Origin of the sequence: Ectopseudomonas composti (assembly GCF_900115475.1) — a bacterium.
Taxonomy (GTDB): Bacteria; Pseudomonadota; Gammaproteobacteria; order Pseudomonadales; family Pseudomonadaceae; genus Aquipseudomonas; species Aquipseudomonas composti.
The window spans coordinates 616,368-633,550 of the sequence record NZ_FOWP01000001.1 but is presented as its reverse complement, the minus strand read 5'-3'; the positions used below and the strand labels follow the sequence as shown (position 1 = coordinate 633,550).

At 62.9% G+C, this 17,183-nt stretch carries 13 protein-coding genes; 11 read left to right on the top strand and 2 right to left on the bottom strand.

The features are described 5' to 3' along the window. Window positions 1-209: 209 nt before the first annotated feature. Both gltB and BM059_RS02770 read left to right on the top strand, forming a co-directional pair. Window positions 210-4,658, top strand: a complete 4,449-nt coding sequence (gene gltB, locus BM059_RS02775; protein ID WP_037000433.1) for a glutamate synthase large subunit — start codon at window positions 210-212, stop codon at window positions 4,656-4,658. 118 nt (window positions 4,659-4,776) lie between these two features. Further along, window positions 4,777-6,195 carry an FAD-dependent oxidoreductase gene (locus BM059_RS02770; RefSeq protein WP_074936571.1) on the top strand — a complete coding sequence of 473 codons (1,419 nt, stop codon included), beginning with the start codon at window positions 4,777-4,779 and terminating at the stop codon, window positions 6,193-6,195. On the opposite strand, the gene BM059_RS02765 is transcribed toward BM059_RS02770, so the two are convergent. Beyond that, window positions 6,180-8,111, bottom strand: a complete 1,932-nt coding sequence (locus BM059_RS02765) for a sigma 54-interacting transcriptional regulator (protein WP_074936569.1) — start codon at window positions 8,109-8,111, stop codon at window positions 6,180-6,182. The two genes, BM059_RS02770 and BM059_RS02765, sit on opposite strands and share 16 nt — an antisense overlap. Window positions 8,112-8,379: 268 nt before the next feature. On the opposite strand from BM059_RS02765, the gene BM059_RS02760 reads away from it, so the two are divergent. The 5 genes from BM059_RS02760 (at window position 8,380) to hemE (ending at window position 13,100) form a co-directional block, all read left to right on the top strand. Next, entirely contained in the window at window positions 8,380-9,747 is a 1,368-nt protein-coding gene (locus BM059_RS02760) for a CmpA/NrtA family ABC transporter substrate-binding protein (RefSeq protein WP_074936567.1), read from the top strand. Continuing rightward, window positions 9,747-10,583 (top strand): nitrate ABC transporter permease, encoded by an 837-nt coding sequence (gene ntrB, locus BM059_RS02755; protein WP_074936565.1) that lies wholly within the window; start codon window positions 9,747-9,749, stop codon window positions 10,581-10,583. The genes BM059_RS02760 and ntrB overlap by 1 nt, the downstream gene beginning before the upstream one ends. A gap of 4 nt (window positions 10,584-10,587) precedes the next feature. Beyond that, a complete protein-coding gene (locus tag BM059_RS02750) occupies window positions 10,588-11,496 on the top strand; it encodes an ABC transporter ATP-binding protein (protein WP_074936563.1) in 909 nt (302 codons plus the stop codon). Continuing rightward, a complete protein-coding gene (gene cynS, locus BM059_RS02745; RefSeq protein ID WP_074936561.1) occupies window positions 11,489-11,929 on the top strand; it encodes a cyanase in 441 nt (146 codons plus the stop codon). Before BM059_RS02750 ends, cynS begins: the two co-directional genes overlap by 8 nt. A gap of 103 nt (window positions 11,930-12,032) precedes the next feature. Next, window positions 12,033-13,100 (top strand): uroporphyrinogen decarboxylase, encoded by a 1,068-nt coding sequence (hemE, locus tag BM059_RS02740; RefSeq protein ID WP_074936559.1) that lies wholly within the window; start codon window positions 12,033-12,035, stop codon window positions 13,098-13,100. Between the two features lie 36 nt (window positions 13,101-13,136). Here the strand turns inward: hemE and BM059_RS02735 are convergent, their stop codons facing one another. Next, the gene (locus BM059_RS02735; protein ID WP_244154367.1) at window positions 13,137-13,619 is read right to left on the bottom strand and encodes a DUF2141 domain-containing protein; all 483 of its coding nucleotides are present in this window, start codon (window positions 13,617-13,619) and stop codon (window positions 13,137-13,139) included. A 32-nt stretch (window positions 13,620-13,651) separates the two neighbouring features. Here BM059_RS02735 and BM059_RS02730 point away from each other — a divergent pair, with 32 nt between their 5' ends. Genes BM059_RS02730 through BM059_RS02715 form a run of 4 tightly spaced genes read left to right on the top strand, consistent with a single transcriptional unit; the run spans window position 13,652 to window position 17,141 of the window. Then, complete coding sequence (locus tag BM059_RS02730) at window positions 13,652-14,569, top strand: hypothetical protein (protein ID WP_074936555.1); 918 nt, start codon at window positions 13,652-13,654, stop codon at window positions 14,567-14,569. Between the two features lie 19 nt (window positions 14,570-14,588). Continuing rightward, a complete protein-coding gene (locus tag BM059_RS02725) occupies window positions 14,589-15,746 on the top strand; it encodes a beta-ketoacyl-ACP synthase III (RefSeq protein WP_074936553.1) in 1,158 nt (385 codons plus the stop codon). Then, a complete protein-coding gene (locus BM059_RS02720) occupies window positions 15,736-16,143 on the top strand; it encodes a DarG family dialkylresorcinol biosynthesis protein (protein WP_074936551.1) in 408 nt (135 codons plus the stop codon). Before BM059_RS02725 ends, BM059_RS02720 begins: the two co-directional genes overlap by 11 nt. Then, on the top strand, window positions 16,140-17,141 hold the full coding sequence (locus BM059_RS02715; RefSeq protein WP_074936549.1) for a BtrH-related acyltransferase DarH: 1,002 nt from the start codon (window positions 16,140-16,142) through the stop codon (window positions 17,139-17,141). The genes BM059_RS02720 and BM059_RS02715 overlap by 4 nt, the downstream gene beginning before the upstream one ends. The last annotated feature ends 42 nt before the right edge of the window (window positions 17,142-17,183 follow it).

The following is a 17,183-nucleotide window of genomic DNA, read 5'->3' as shown; positions in this document are numbered from 1 at the left end:
CGTTAGCACGACCTCGCGGTCTTATCCTTCGTTTTTGCGACATTAATTTTCACCCCCTCGTCACGAAAATTTGTGACGCCATGGGGGGATATGTACAATGACCTCCCTTTTGCCCACGCAAAGCTGGCCCGTGCCCGCTTTTCGGGTTTAAGTAATTGAATTAGAAAGTAATTTGCCTGATGTTTAGGCAGCCTGGTGAGAGTTCCCCTATGAAAGCAGGTTTGTACCGTCCTGATGAGTTCAAGGATAACTGCGGCTTTGGCTTGATCGCCCACATGCAAGGTGAACCTAGTCATCACCTGCTCAATACCGCTATTGAAGCCCTCACCTGCATGACCCACCGCGGTGGTATCAACGCCGACGGCAAAACCGGTGATGGTTGCGGCCTGCTGATCCAGAAGCCTGATCAATTCCTGCGCGCCATCGCCCAGGAGCAATTCGGTGTCGAACTGCCTGGGCAATATGCCGTGGGCATGGTGTTCTTCAATCAGGATTCGGCCAAGGCCGAGACTGCGCGCGAGAACATGAACCGCGAAATTCAGGCTGCCGGCCTGCAACTGGTGGGCTGGCGCAAGGTACCGATCGACACCAGCGTGCTCGGTAGGTTGGCGCTTGAGCGTCTGCCGCAGATCGAGCAAGTGTTCATCGGTGGCGAGGGTCTGAGCGACCAGGAATTCGCCATCAAGCTGTTCAGTGCTCGTCGTCGTTCGTCGGTGGCCAATGCCGATGACAGCGATCACTACATCTGCAGCTTCTCGCACAAGACCATCATCTACAAAGGTCTGATGATGCCGGCGGATCTGCAGCAGTTCTATCCGGATCTGGGTGACGAGCGCCTGCAGACCGCCATCGCGGTCTTCCACCAGCGTTTCTCCACCAACACGCTGCCGAAATGGCCGCTGGCGCAACCTTTCCGTTATCTCGCGCACAACGGCGAGATCAACACCATCACTGGAAACCGCAACTGGGCGCAGGCCCGTCGCACCAAGTTCGCCAACGAGTTGATCCCTGATCTCGACGAGTTGGGCCCTCTGGTCAACCGTGTCGGCTCCGACTCCTCGAGCATGGACAACATGCTCGAGCTGATGGTCACCGGTGGCATCGACCTGTTCCGCGGCCTGCGCATGATCATTCCGCCGGCCTGGCAGAACGTCGAGACCATGGACGCCGACCTGCGCGCGTTCTACGAATATAACTCCATGCACATGGAGCCCTGGGATGGCCCGGCCGGCGTGGTGCTGACCGATGGTCGCCATGCCGTGTGCCTGCTCGACCGTAACGGTCTGCGCCCGGCGCGTTGGGTCACCACCAAGAACGGCTACATCACCCTGGCGTCGGAAATCGGCGTGTGGGATTACCAGCCCGAAGACGTCATCGCCAAGGGCCGGGTCGGTCCGGGGCAGATTCTCGCCGTCGACACCGAGACCGGCCAGGTGCTGGACACCGAGTCCATCGACAGCCGTCTGAAGTCGCGTCATCCGTACAAGCTGTGGCTGCGTAAGCATGCCCAGCGCATCAAGGCGACGCTGGAAGATCGCGACCACGGTTCGGCCTTCTATGACCCGGATCAGCTCAAGCAGTACATGAAGATGTTCCAGGTCACCTTCGAGGAGCGTGACCAGGTGCTGCGTCCGCTCGGCGAGCAGGGCCAGGAGGCCGTCGGCTCCATGGGTGACGACACGCCGATGGCGGTGCTCAGCCAGCGCGTGCGCTCGCCTTACGATTACTTTCGCCAGCAGTTCGCGCAGGTCACCAACCCGCCGATCGACCCGCTGCGCGAAGCGATCGTCATGTCCCTGGAAATCTGCCTGGGCGCCGAGCGCAATATCTTCAGCGAGTCGCCGGAGCACGCCACCCGCGTGATCCTCAGCAGCCCGGTGATCTCGCCGGCCAAGTGGCGCGCGTTGATGAACCTGGATCGTCCCGGCTTCGACCGTCATGTCATCGACATGAACTACGACGAGTCGCTGGGACTGGAAGCCGCCGTGCGCAACATGGCCGACCAGGCCGAGGAAGCCGTGCGTGCTGGCAAGGTGCTGCTGGTGCTGACCGACCGTCACATCGCCCCGGGCAAGCTGCCGGCGCATGCCGCGCTGGTCACTGGCGCCGTGCACCACCGTCTGACCGAGAAAGGCCTGCGTTGCGACTGCAACATCCTGGTGGAAACCGCCACCGCGCGTGACCCGCACCACTACGCCGTGCTGCTGGGCTTCGGTGCCTCGGCGGTTTATCCGTTCCTGGCTTACGAAGTGCTGGGCGATCTGATCCGCACCGGCGAAGTGCTGGGCGATCTGTACGAAGTGTTCAAGTACTACCGCAAGGGCATTTCCAAGGGCCTGCTGAAGATCCTGTCGAAGATGGGCATCTCCACGGTCGCGTCCTACCGCGGTGCGCAACTGTTCGAAGCGGTCGGCCTGGCCGACGAAGTCACCGAACTGTGCTTCCGTGGTGTGGCCAGCCGCATCCAGGGCGCGCGTTTCGTCGACATCGAAAGTGAGCAGAAGCTGCTGTCCTTTGAGGCCTGGAACAACCGCAAGTCGATCCAGCAGGGCGGCCTGCTCAAGTTCGTCTACGGCGGCGAATACCACGCCTACAACCCGGACGTGGTACGCACGCTGCAGGACGCCGTGCAGCAGGGCAACTACGAGAAGTACAAGGAATACTCGAAGCTGGTCGACACTCGCCCGGTATCGATGATCCGCGACCTGCTCAAGGTCAAGGAATCCACCTCGCCAATCGCGCTGGATGAAGTCGAGCCGCTGCAGTCGATCTTCAAGCGCTTCGACGCCGCCGGTATCTCCCTCGGCGCGCTGTCGCCGGAGGCGCACGAGGCGCTGGCCGAGGCGATGAACCGCCTGGGTGGCCGCTCCAACTCCGGCGAGGGCGGCGAAGACCCGGCCCGCTACGGCACCATCAAGAGCTCGAAGATCAAGCAGGTGGCTACCGGCCGCTTTGGCGTGACCCCGGAATACCTGGTCAACGCCGAAGTACTGCAGATCAAGGTGGCCCAGGGCGCCAAGCCCGGTGAGGGCGGCCAACTGCCGGGCGGCAAGGTCAACGGTCTGATCGCCAAGCTGCGCTACGCGGTGCCGGGCGTGACCCTGATTTCGCCGCCGCCGCACCACGATATCTACTCGATCGAAGACCTGGCGCAGCTGATCTATGACCTCAAGCAGGTCAACCCGAAGGCGCTGGTGTCGGTCAAACTGGTGGCGGAAGCCGGTGTCGGCACCATCGCCGCTGGCGTGGCCAAGGCCTATGCCGACCTGATCACCATCTCCGGTTACGACGGTGGTACCGGTGCATCGCCGCTGACCTCCATTCGCTATGCCGGTGCGCCGTGGGAGCTGGGCCTGGCCGAAACCCACCAGACCCTGCGTGGCAACGACCTGCGCGGCAAGGTTCGGGTACAGACCGACGGTGGTCTGAAAACCGGTCTGGACGTGATCAAGGCAGCCATCCTCGGCGCCGAGAGTTTCGGCTTCGGTACCGCGCCGATGGTGGCCCTGGGCTGCAAATACCTGCGCATCTGCCACCTGAACAACTGCGCCACCGGCGTGGCCACGCAGAACGACAAGCTGCGCAAGGATCACTTCATCGGCACCGTCGAGATGGTGATGAACTTCTTCACCTACGTCGCCGAGGAAACCCGCGAGTGGCTGGCCAAGCTGGGTGTGCGCAGCCTGGAAGAGCTGATCGGGCGTACCGACCTGCTCGAAGTGCTGCCGGGCGAAACCGCCAAGCAGGGCAACCTGGATCTGTCGCCGCTGCTGGCCAGCGCGCATATCCCGGCTGACAAGCCGCAGTTCTGCCAAGTGCCGAAAAACCCGCCGTTCGACGAAGGCCTGCTGGCCGAGAAGATGGTGGAAATGGCCAAGGACGCCATCGCTGGCAAGACCGGCGGTGAGTTCGAGTTGAACATCGGCAACTGCGACCGCTCCATCGGTGCGCGCATTTCCGGTGAAATCGCACGCGTGCATGGCAACCAGGGCATGAACGGTGCGCCGATCACCTTCCGCTTCAAGGGCACTGCTGGTCAGAGCTTCGGTGTGTGGAACGCCGGTGGTCTGCACCTGCGCCTGGAAGGCGACGCCAACGACTACGTCGGCAAGGGCATGACCGCAGGCAAGATCGTCATCACCCCGCCTGCAGGCAGCCCGTTCGCCACCGAGGACAGCGCCATCATCGGCAACACCTGCCTGTACGGCGCCACTGGCGGCAAGCTGTTCGCCACCGGCACCGCGGGTGAACGTTTCGCTGTGCGTAACTCCGGCGCCCATGCCGTGGTGGAAGGTACTGGCGACCACTGCTGCGAGTACATGACCGGCGGTTTCGTCTGCGTACTGGGCAAGACCGGCTACAACTTCGGCTCGGGCATGACCGGCGGCTTCGCCTACGTGCTCGATATGGACAACGGCTTCTACGACCGCGTCAACCACGAGCTGGTGGAAATCCAACGCATCAATAATGAAGCGATGGAGGCCTACCGCAGCCACCTCGAAAACGTGCTCGCCGAGTACGTCGAAGAAACCGGTAGCGAGTGGGGGCAGAACCTGCTGGAAAATCTGGACGACTACCTGCGCAAGTTCTGGCTGGTGAAACCGAAAGCGGCCAGCTTGAAATCGCTGCTGTCCAGCACCCGTGCCAACCCGCAGTAAAGCCGCAAGCGACAAGCCCCAAGCTGCAAGTTAAAAGCAGCTCCGGGCTTGTCGATACAACGTGATTGTCTTGCAGCTTGCAGCTTGAAGCTTGCCGCTGCTGTAACGAGGTAATGCAATGACTGAACGTCTGAATAACGACTTCCAGTTCATCGAAGTTGGGCGCAAAGACCCGAAGAAGAAACTGCTGCGTCAGCGCAAGAAGGAATTCGTCGAGATCTACGACAACTTCAAGCCGGCGCAAGCTGCTGACCAGGCGCATCGCTGCCTGGGCTGCGGCAACCCCTATTGCGAGTGGAAGTGCCCGGTGCACAACTTCATTCCCAATTGGCTCAAGTTGGTCTCCGAGGGCAACATCCTCGCCGCCGCCGAGCTGTCGCACCAGACCAACACCCTGCCGGAAGTCTGCGGCCGTGTGTGCCCGCAGGACCGTCTGTGCGAAGGTGCGTGCACCCTCAATGATGGCTTCGGCGCAGTGACCATCGGTTCGGTGGAGAAGTACATCACCGACACCGCGTTCGCCATGGGCTGGCGCCCGGACATGTCGCGGGTCGTGCCGACCGGCAAGCGTGTTGCCGTGATCGGTGCTGGTCCGGCCGGCCTGGGTTGTGCCGACGTGCTGGTGCGCAACGGCGTGACCCCGGTGGTGTTCGACAAGAACCCGGAAATCGGTGGCCTGCTGACCTTCGGTATTCCCGAGTTCAAGCTGGAAAAGACCGTGCTCAGCCGCCGCCGTGAGATCTTCACTGGCATGGGCATCGAGTTCCGCCTGAACACCGAGATCGGCAAGGACGTGACCATGCAGCAACTGCTGGATGAGTACGATGCCGTGTTCATGGGCATGGGCACCTACACCTACATGAAAGGTGGCTTTCCGGGCGAGGACCTGCCAGGCGTGTACGACGCGCTGGACTTCCTCATCGCCAACGTCAATCGCAACCTCGGTTTCGAGAAGTCGCCGGAAGATTTCATCGACATGAAGGGCAAGCGCGTTGTGGTACTGGGCGGTGGCGACACCGCGATGGACTGCAACCGCACCTCGATCCGTCAGGGCGCCAAGGCCGTGACCTGCGCCTACCGTCGTGACGAAGAGAACATGCCGGGCTCGCGCAAGGAAGTGAAGAATGCCAAGGAAGAGGGCGTGAAGTTCCTCTTCAACCGCCAGCCCATCGCCATCGTTGGCGACGGCAAGGTAGAAGGCATCAAGGTGGTCGAGACCCGTCTCGGCGAGCCGGATGCCCGTGGCCGCCGCAGCCCCGAGCCGATCCCGGGTTCCGAGGAAGTCATTCCGGCAGAAGCCGTGCTGATCGCCTTCGGTTTCCGTCCGAGCCCGGCGCCCTGGTTCGAGCAGTTCGAGATCCAGACCGACAGCCAGGGCCGCGTCGTGGCGCCCGAGCAGTCGCAGTTCAAGCACCAGACCAGTAACCCGAAGATCTTCGCTGGTGGCGACATGGTGCGCGGTTCTGACCTGGTAGTAACGGCGATCTTCGAAGGCCGCAACGCCGCCGAAGGCATCCTCGACTACCTCGGCGTCTGATTCGTCTCGTATCCGCGCGGCTGCGACCTCCCCGGTCGATAGTCGCGTGGGTCGATGGCGAAGCTCTCCAGGCGTGAGCGCAAGGTCGTTGGCTTCAGCTCCAGCAACCGCGCCGCACCGTCCTTCCCCGATATTCGGCCTGCACAGGCCGTCAGCGCCGCGATCAGGTTTTCGCGCATCTGCCGGCGTTGCTCGCCCTGGGTGAAAATCCGCATTTCCTGTTCGACCGGTGGCTGCGACGGTGCGTCGTTGCCGTAGTCGTTGGGCAGATCCAGGCGCAGTCGGGCGCCGGGAGAAATGATCACCGCGCGCTCGATCAGGTTCTCCAGTTCACGAATGTTGCCCGGCCAGGAATAGGCTTGCAGGCGCTGGATGTCGGCCAGGCGTAGGCTGGGCTCAGGGCGGTTGAGCTGGCGACAGGCGCGGCTGAGAAAATGCTGGGCCAGGGGCGGAATGTCTTCCGGGCGCTGACGCAGCGGCGCCGACTCGATGGGGAAGACGTTGAGGCGAAAGTACAGGTCTTCACGGAAGCGGCCGGCACGCACTTCCTGGCGCAGGTCGCGGTTGGTGGCGGCGATCACGCGCACATCCACCTGGCGGGTGCGGTTGTCGCCAACCCGTTCTAGTTGTTGTTCCTGCAGCACGCGCAGCAGCTTGCTCTGCAGCTCCAGGGGAATTTCGCCGACCTCGTCGAGAAACAGCGTGCCGCCATCGGCCAGTTCGAAGCGCCCGACGCGGTCGTTCAGCGCGCCGGTGAAGGCGCCGCGGATATGGCCGAAGAACTCGCTCTCGAACAGTTCGCGCGGCACCGCCGCGCAGTTCACCCGGATCAACGGGCGGCGGCTGCGCCCGCTGTTGTCGTGAATGGCGCGGGCGATCAGCTCCTTGCCGGTGCCTGACTCGCCGGTGATCAGCACGTTGGCGCCGGTGGGGGCGACCAGTTCGATCTGATGGATCACCTGCTGCATGGCCGCGCTGCGTCCGACCAGATCATGCTGGGCGTACTCGCCGCGAATCTCTTCCTGCAGGTAGGCATTCTCCAGTTCCAGGCGTTGCTTGAGCTGCTGCACCTCGCTCAGTGCCTGGCGCAGCCGGCGCTCGGTTTCCAGGCGCTCGCTGATGTCGCGAAATACCACCACGGCGCCGACCAGTTCACCGTCGTCACGCAGCGGCGTACTGGTGTAATCCACCGGGATCGGTTTGCCGTCCTTGTTCCAGAACACCTCGTCTGCCACCTGATGCACCTCGCCGTCATTGAAGGCGGCGTAGATTGGGCAGGTATGACCGTCGTAGTTGCTGCCGTCGGGATGGTGGTGGTGAATCAGGTCGTGAATGTTGTGGCCGATCAGGTCGTCGGCACGCCAGCCGAGAATGCGCTCGGCCGCCGGATTGACGAAGGTGGTCTCGCCCTTGCGGTTGACACCGTAGATGCCCTCGCCAGCGGCGCCGAGGATCAACTGATTCTGCCGCTCGAACTGGCGGAAGATGCGTTCCACACCCTGCCATTCGAGCAGCCCCTGACGTTGATAGCGCTCGGCCTCGGCGAGCCCGCGCAGGGCGTCGAGGCGGCGGCGCTGCTGGATCAGCAGGCCGAGCAGGGTGGCGCCATCATGCGCCAGCCGGCTGCCGTCGATTTCCACCTCTAGGCGTTCGCCATCGCGACGCAGCAGCCCGAGGCCGTCACGCCAGGCATTGCCACGCACCTGCACTTCCTCGGTGAAGGTCACCAGTGCCCCCAGGTCATGCGCCCAGAGACGGCTGGCGCGCAGTGCGAGCAGTTCATCCAACGGCCAGCCGAGCAGGGCGCAGCAGGCTGGATTGGCATGCAGGATGCGGTCGTGGGTTGGGTCGATGACCAGGCTGGCGCTCTGCATGTGTTGCAGCAACAACTGGCTGGCGGCATTGGGGGCGGGCATCGCGGAGCTCTCGGGATTGGCCTTTCAGGTCGTTATCCAAAGGGCGTGCCAGTTGACGAAATATCGTTTTCCCAGCTGACGAACTCTCGTGAATGACGAAATTTCGTATTTATAAGAATTGTTAAAAGTCTTTATTTTTCAATTGCTTATTTCTATTTTCGAGCTGGTACAGCTCCTGCAATAGCTGACATGAACCGGCCAGCAATGGCCCAGCCCAGTCAGCGCCCGCCTCACCAATATGGGGCAGGCCATCGCAGGAGTGATCACGATGAGCGTCAACAGCCTGGACGACCCATTCAGCCCCGACAGCGAGCTGTCCCATGCCGCCGGGTGTGCCTGTCAGCGTTGCACGCCGAGTGCCGCTGCGCTGCCCGATAGCAGCGAAGCCATGCTCGATCGCGCCGTGGAGAACGCCATCGTGCGCGGTGTGTTCGGCCATAACGATTTCTCCCGGCGCAGTTTCATGGGAATGATCGGTGGCGGTGTCGCGGCGGCGATTCTGGGCAGCATGATTCCGCTGGATGCGGTCAAGGCGGCAGTCAAGGACAGCCTCGGTCCGTTGGAGAAGACCAAGCTGAAGATTGGCTTCGTGCCCATCACCTGCGCCACGCCGATCATCATGGCCGAGCCGATGGGCTTCTACGCCAAGTACGGGTTGGAGGTGGAAACGGTGAAGACCGCCGGCTGGGCGGTGGCGCGCGACAAGTCGCTGGCTGGCGAATACGACGCCTCGCACATGCTTTCGCCGATGCCGCTGGCCATCAGCCTGGGGCTGGGTTCGACGCAGACGCCCTTCGTCATGCCGGCGCTGGAAAACGTCAACGGCCAGGCCATCGTGCTCGGCATGCAGCACCAGGACAAGCGCGATCCGAAGCTGTGGAAGGGCATGCGCTTCGGTGTGCCGTTCGAATACTCGATGCACAACTTCCTGCTGCGCTATTACGTCGCCGAGCACGGTCTGGACCCGGATCGCGACATTCAAATCCGCGTGGTTCCACCACCGGAGATGGTCGCCAACCTGCGTGCTGGCAACCTCGATGGCTTCCTCTCGCCGGATCCGTTTAACCAGCGCGCGGTGTGGGAGAAAGTCGGCTTCATCCACCTGCTGACCAAGGAGCTGTGGCCAGGCCATCCGTGCTGCGCCTTCGCCTGCAGCCAGCGCTTCGTCAACGAGAACCCCAATACCTACAGCGCTTTGCTGCATGCGCTGATCGACGCCACGCAATACTCCTCCAAGGCCGAGAACCGCAAGGCGGTGGCCGAGGCGATCTCGACCCGCAACTACCTCAACCAGCCGGTGCCGGTGGTGCAGCAGGTGCTCAGTGGGCGCTACGCCGATGGCCTGGGCAACATCCATGACGAGCCGCAGCGCATCGACTTCGATCCGTTCCCCTGGCAGTCGATGGCGGTGTGGATCCTCACCCAGATGAAACGCTGGGGCTATCTACAGGGCGATATCGACTACCGCAACATCGCCGAGCGGGTGTTCCTTGCGGCTGACGCCGGCAAGGTGATGAAGGAACTCGGTCTGCCGGTACCGGCCGATGCCTACAAGTCCTTCAGCGTGATGGGCAAACCCTTCGACCCGGCTGATCCGGACGGTTATCTGGCCAGCTTCGCCATGCGGAGGTCGTGATGAAAGCGTCCGTTTCCCTGCGCGCGGCGATTCTCTCCGCGGTGTTGCTGGTGCTGCTGCTCGCCATCTGGGAGGTGCTCTGCCGAGTGCCTGCCAGCGTGGCGGTCAGTGCCGATGACGAATACGCCCTGCTGATGGGCGAAGCCGAGCAGGAAGCACGGGTGCCGCCGCCTTCGGTGGTGCTGGCGCATGCCTACGCCGAGCTCAGCCAGCCGTTCTATGACAACGGGCCGAACGACAAGGGCATCGGCATCCAGCTCGCGCATTCGCTGTACCGGGTGCTGATCGGCTACCTGCTGGCGGCGCTGGTGGCGATCCCGGTCGGCTTTGTCATCGGTATGTCGCCGCTGATGTACCGCGCGCTCAACCCCTTCATCCAGATTCTGCGGCCGATCTCGCCACTGGCCTGGATGCCGTTGGCGCTGTTCGTAATTAAGGATTCGCAGACCTCGGCGATCTTCGTGATCTTCATCTGCTCGGTGTGGCCAATGTTGCTCAACACCGCCTTCGGTGTGGCTGGCGTGCGTCGCGACTGGATCAACGTCGCCCGCACCCATGAACTGAGCCCACTGCGCACGGCGTTCAGCGTGATCCTGCCGGCGGCCATGCCGACCATTCTCACTGGCATGCGCATCTCGGTGGGCATCGCCTGGCTGGTGATCGTCGCCGCCGAGATGCTCGTCGGTGGCACCGGCATTGGCTACTACGTGTGGAACGAGTGGAACAACCTCAACCTGGCCAGCGTGATCTTCTCGATTCTGATGATCGGCGTGGTCGGCATGTTGCTCGACCTTCTGCTGGGCAGCGTCGCCCGTCTCGTCAGCTACCAGGAGTGATGTCATGTCCCGTTATTTTCTCGATGCCCGCCGCCTGGCCAAGCGCTTCCCGCAGACCGGCAGCGAGCCGCTGACGGTCTTCGAGGACGTCAGCTTCGGTCTCGACCAGGGCGAGTTTGTTTGCATCATCGGTCACTCCGGTTGCGGCAAATCGACCATCCTCAACGCCCTGGCCGGGCTCGACAGCTTCAGCGAAGGCACGCTGGAAATGGCCGGCAAGGAAGTCGCCGGGCCCAGCCTCGAACGTGGCGTGGTGTTCCAGAACTACAGCCTGCTGCCCTGGCTCAGCGCGCTGGAGAACGTAGAGTTCGGCGTGCGCGCGCGTTTTCCGCAGTGGTCGAAGGAGCAGCGCCGTGCACACAGCCGCAAGTACCTGGAAATGGTCGGCCTGGGCGGTTCCGAGGCGCGCAAGCCGGCGCAACTGTCCGGCGGCATGCGCCAGCGCGTGAGCATCGCCCGCGCCTTCGCCACCCAGCCACAGTTGCTGCTGCTCGATGAGCCCTTCGGTGCACTGGACGCGCTGACCCGCGGGGTGATCCAGGATGAGCTGCTCAAGATCTGGAGCGCCACCAAGCAGACGGTGTTCATGATCACCCATGACGTCGACGAAGCGATCCTGCTCTCCGATCGCATCCTGCTGATGACCAATGGCCCGCAGGCGCGCATCGCCGAGTCAGTACGCATCGACCTGCCGCGGCCACGCCAGCGCGACCAGGTGATTCATCACCCGGCGTACTACCGCATCCGCAATCACCTCGTGGACTTTCTGGTGAACCGTTCGCACGAGCTGCGCGGCCGCACCGTGGCCGACGAGCAAGGCTTCCCGCCCGAAATCAACCCCGCCCTGGACGAGCCGGTAGCGGCCGCCAGAGTCGTACCTCTGACCCCCGTGAAGGAGTTTCACCATGGATAAGCAAGAAATGCGTAGCACCATCATCGCCGCCAAGGAGCGCCTCGGCCTGGATTGGGCGGAAATAGGCAAGGGCATCGGCATGTCGCCGGTGTGGACCACTTCGGCCTGCCTGGGCATGAACAGCATGCCCAAGGTGAACGCCGACGCCCTGTGCGAGACCCTCGAGCTGCCGGAGGAAGTCTCCGCTGCGCTGCAGGCGTTCCCGCACAAACATTGGGACAAGGCCGTGCCCACCGATCCGCTGATCTATCGCTTCTACGAGATGATCAACGTCTATGGCGAGACCATCAAAGAGCTGATCCACGAAGAATTCGGCGACGGCATCATGAGTGCTATCGACTTCAGCATGGACATTTCCCGCGTCGCCGACCCCAAGGGTGACCGCGTGCAGATCGTGCTAAATGGCAAGTTTTTGCCCTATCGCAGCTGGTGAATTGTCGCGGCATATCGTCGCGATGGACAAAAGGCACGGCACCCGCCGTGCCTTTTGTTTTGCGCTCTGCGAAAATGCCCGCACTTTTTTCTAGGACTCTGCCATGACCGCCCTGAAGAACGACCGTTTCCTGCGTGCCCTGCTCAAGCAACCCGTGGACGTCACGCCGATCTGGATGATGCGCCAAGCCGGTCGCTATCTGCCGGAATACCGCGCGACCCGGGCCAAGGCCGGCGATTTCGTGAGCCTGATGAAGAACCCGGAGCTGGCCTGCGAGGTCACCATCCAGCCGCTGGATCGCTACCCACAACTGGATGCGGCGATCCTGTTCTCCGACATCCTCACTATCCCCGATGCCATGGGCCAGGGCCTGTACTTCGAGACGGGCGAGGGGCCGCGTTTCAAGAAGGTAGTCAGCAGTCTGGCCGACATCGAGGCACTGCCCGTGCCGGACCCGGAGAAGGATCTGGGCTACGTGATGGACGCCGTGCGCACCATTCGTCGTGAACTCAATGGCCGCGTGCCGCTGATCGGCTTCTCCGGCAGTCCGTGGACGCTGACCACCTACATGGTCGAAGGCGGCTCGTCGAAGGACTTCCGCAAGACCAAGGCCATGCTCTACGACAACCCGCAAGCCTTGCACGCGCTGCTCGACAAGCTGGCGCAGTCGGTCACCGCTTATCTGAACGGCCAGATCCTTGCCGGTGCGCAGGCGGTGCAGATCTTCGATTCCTGGGGCGGTGCGCTATCGGCGGCGGCCTATCAGGAATTCTCCCTGGCCTACATGAAGAAGATCGTCGACGGCCTGATTCGCGAGCATGATGGCCGCCGTGTACCGGTGATTCTGTTCACCAAGGGCGGTGGCCTGTGGCTCGAATCCCTGGCAGACACCGGCGCAGAAGCGCTGGGTCTGGACTGGACCTGCGACATCGGCAGCGCTCGCGCCCGTGTCGGTGCCAAGGTCGCCCTGCAAGGCAACATGGACCCGGCGGTGCTCTATGCCAAGCCGGCGGCGATTCGTGCCGAGGTGGCGCGTATCCTCGCTGCCTACGGTGCTGGCAGTGGCCATGTGTTCAACCTCGGCCATGGCATCACCCCGGAAGTCGACCCGGCCCACGCGGGCGCCTTTTTCGAGGCCGTGCACGAGCTGTCCGCGCAGTATCACCAGTAAGCGGTAATCGGGCGGCCCGGCCAGTTTGCTTGGCCGCTAGCGATCACCGTTGCGAGGTGCTACCGGCGCCACGGGTTCCTTTTTCTTGCGCGGATGAATCAGACGCACGCTGATCACGCTGTCCGTCGTGCCATGCTCGAACAGGCTGTCGCCGGGTGTGGGTTTGCCGCCGAAGAGCGACGGATTGCCGGAGAACCCTACGGGTTCCTGCGGAATGCCACGCGGGCTGAGATCCAGCTGGCCGTTACCGTTGCTGTCCTGGAACACCTGTACGGCATAGCGACCGGGCGGCAGGTCGCTCAGTCGCAGTGGTGCTTCCGTCCCCTGCAGTTCACGCAGGCTGGGCTGCCAGTCCTGCTGGTCGGCGGGTACCAGCGCCAGGAACAGATTTGCCTGATCCTGCTTGCCTTCTACCCGGATCAGCAGGTCGCCTGCCTGGATCGACTGGCAAGCCAGTAGCGGAACCAATAGGCAAAGTTGGCACAGGCGGGTTACGGTTTGAAGAAGTCTCTGTGGCATAATTTGCACATTTTGCAGGGAATGCGCCGCGAATGCGTCATGTTTTAGTCGTCCACTTCTCACAGACTGGCCAATTAGACCGCTTGGCGCAATCGGTCTGTGCGCCGTTGCGCGAGTGCAACGGCATCGAAGTGGATTTCCTGGCGCTGCAACCTGCCGAACCTTTCCCCTTTCCTTGGCCTTTTCTCGGTTTCTTTCGCATCTTTCCCGAAACCGTGCTGATGAAGCCGCAGCCCTTGCTGCCGCTGGCCGTGGACGCCGACAAGCGCTACGACCTGGTGATCCTGGCCTATCAGGTGTGGTTCCTCTCGCCATCCTTGCCGTGCACCAGCTTTCTCGCCTCGCCCGAAGCCGCCCGTCTGCTGAAGGGCACGCCGGTGGTCACGCTGATCGGTTGCCGCAACATGTGGCTGATGGCGCAGGAAAAGGTCAAGACGCGCCTGCATGCGCTGGGCGCGAGGCTGGTCGATAACGTGGTGCTGACCGATGCCTGCGGTACGGCCGCCAGCTTCCTGGCCACGCCGCTGTGGATGTTCACCGGTCGGCAGAAGCCCTATAGCTGGGTGCCGCGCGCCGGCATCGACGAGCGGGAATTGGCGGCGGCCAGTCGTTTCGGCGACGCTATGGCGCGCCGGCTGCTCGCTGACCAACAGCCTATCGATACACCGATGCTCGCTGGCTTGGGCGCGGTGAAAGTGGATGAAAAACTGATCGCCAGTGAAAAGGTCGGCAATCGCAGCTTCACCCTGTGGAGCCGCCTGCTGTCGGCGCTTGGCCCTCAGCAGAGCCGGCGCAGAGGCGCCGGGCTGGTGCTGTACATCGTGTTTTTGATTTGCCTGATCCTGACCGTGGTGCCGATCACGGCGCTGTTGAAAAAATTGCTGGCGCCGCTGTTCAAGGCGCGTATCCAGCGAGAGAAGGCCTACTTTGCCGGCCCGTCCGGCGAGTGAAGTGACCCGAGGTATTGCAGTGGCTCACCCCGTATTCATCAATCGCATCAGTGCGTGCCTGCCGCACGAGCCCGTGGACAACGGGCAGATGGAGGCACGCCTGGGCATGGTCGGCGGCAAGCCGTCGCGCGCGCGCAAGCTGGTGCTGCGCCGCAACGGCATCGTGCAGCGTCACTACGTGATCGACCCCGCGACTGGCGAACCGAGCATGAGCAATGCGCAGCTCAGTGCCGAAGCGATACGCGGCTTGCAGGGCGAGGGTTTTGAACTGAACCAGCTTGATTGCCTGGTGGCCAGCACCTCGTCGCCGGATCAAGTGATGCCGGGGCACGCCGTGATGGTGCATGGCGAGCTGGGCAATCCGTCCTGCGAGGTGGCGACCACCGCTGGTATCTGCTTGTGCGGGATGACGGCGTTGAAATACGCCTGGATGAGCGTGGCCAGTGGCGAGAGCCGCACGGCCGTGGCCTGTGGTTCGGAGGTCGCCTCGACGCTGATGCAGGCGCGCAATTTCAACGCCGAATACGAAAGCCGCGTCGACGAGCTGGAAAAGCACCCGGAGATCGCCTTCGAGAAGGATTTTCTGCGCTGGATGCTTTCCGATGGTGCTGGCGCCTTGCTGCTGCAGGATCGCCCGAATCAGAGCGGCCTGAGCCTGCGCATCGACTGGCTGGATATCTACTCCTTCGCCGATCAGATGCCGCCCTGCATGTATGCCGGTGCCGACATGCAGGACGATACCCTGCGTGGCTGGAGCCGTTACGACGCCGACGACCGCGCGAAGCAGTCGGTGATGGCGATCAAGCAGAACGTCAAACTGCTCAACGAGAACATCGTCAAATACACCGTGGAAGAGGCGCTGCGGCGCATCATGGCGCGGCGCGAGCTGCGCGTGGCTGACATCGACTGGTTCCTGCCGCACTACTCCTCGGAGTTCTTCCGCGAGCCGCTGGCCGTGGGCCTGGCCAATGTCGACCTGCCGATCCCGATGGAGCACTGGTTCACCAACCTGACCAGCAAGGGCAATACCGGCGCGGCGTCGATCTTCATCATCCTCGAAGAACTGTTCAATGGTGGTCGCTTGCGCAGCGGCCAGCGGCTGCTCTGCTACGTGCCCGAAAGTGGGCGTTTCTCCAGTGCGTTCATGCATCTGACGGTGGTCGGCAATGAAGCTTGATGAAGTTCCTCAGGATCACAGCTCCACCTATGGCGGCCATAGCAAGCTGGTTTACGCAGTGGATGCCAGCGGCCATTACCAGGGGACCCAGAGCGATGGCTGGGAGCCGGAGGCCTATTCCACTTTGCTCGCTGTCGCCGAGCTCGAAGCCCAGGAGGCCGAAGCCCTGGCGCTCTGGCAGCGTGGCGAGCAGTCGCCGCTCAAGTGCCTGATGTACCGCTACCGCATGGACGAACCAGCGCTGGCGCAGATCACCGGCCTGTGGCAATGGCGGGTGCGCCGCCACTTCCGCCCGGAAATCTATCGCCGCCTGAGCGCCTCCGTGCTGGCGCGCTACGCCGAAGCCTTCGGCCTGAACGTCGACGAGCTGCGTCGCTACCAGAGAGAGTTGCCATGACCGCGTTCCAGCACCGCCAGAGCGCCCACTGCGAAAGTGGCGTCATGGCCAGCCTGCTCACCCATGCCGGTCTGCCAATGAGCGAGCCGATGGCCTTCGGCCTGGCATCGGGTCTGGCCTTCGCCTACCTGCCTATCGTCAAACTGGGTGGTATGCCGCTGATTGCCTACCGCATGCCGCCGCGCCACCTGATCAAGACCCTGAGCAAACGCCTCGGCGTGCGCCTGACCAGCCGCACCTTCGCCAAACCCGAGCAGGGGCGTGTCGAACTCGACCGGGTACTCGACAGTGGTCGGCTGGCAGGCCTGCAAAGCTCGGTGTTCTGGCTGCCGTACTTCCCGCCGGAGATGCGTTTTCACTTCAACGCCCACAACCTGCTGGCCTACGGCCGCGACGGCGACGAGTACCTGCTCAGCGACCCAGTGTTCGAGGAGCCGGTGCGTTGTGCCAGCGCCGACCTGCAGAAGGCGCGCTTCGCCAAGGGAGCGCTGGCGGCCAAGGGCCTGATGTACTACCTCGACGACGTGTCGCCGGACCAGGATTGGGAGCGCCTGATCCGCCAGAGCGTGCTGTCCACCTCACGCATCCTCGATGGCATGCCACTGCCGTGGATTGGTATTCGTGGCATCCAGCACCTGGCCAAATGCGTCGAGTCGCTGGACCCGGCGCAGGCCAAGTACAACCGCCTGTACCTCACCCATATCGTGCGCATGCAGGAAGAAATCGGTACCGGCGGTGCGGGGTTTCGTTTCATGTATGCCAGCTTCCTGCAGGAGGCCGGTGAAAAGATCGGTGATGCCAGCCTGCAGGAGGCTTCGTCGCGCCTGACCGCGGTGGGCGATGATTGGCGCCAGTTCGCCTCGGCCTGTGTGCGCGCCAGCCGCAGCAAGGGTGAGACGCCGGACTTCCGGCCGATTGCCAAGATGCTCCGTGGCATCGCCGGGCAGGAGCGGGTGCTGATGAAAGAGCTGGGCGCCTGGGCCAAGCGCAAGGGGTGAGGTTGGTGCCCTTTGCTTTGTGAGAGATTGGTTTTTGGTGGG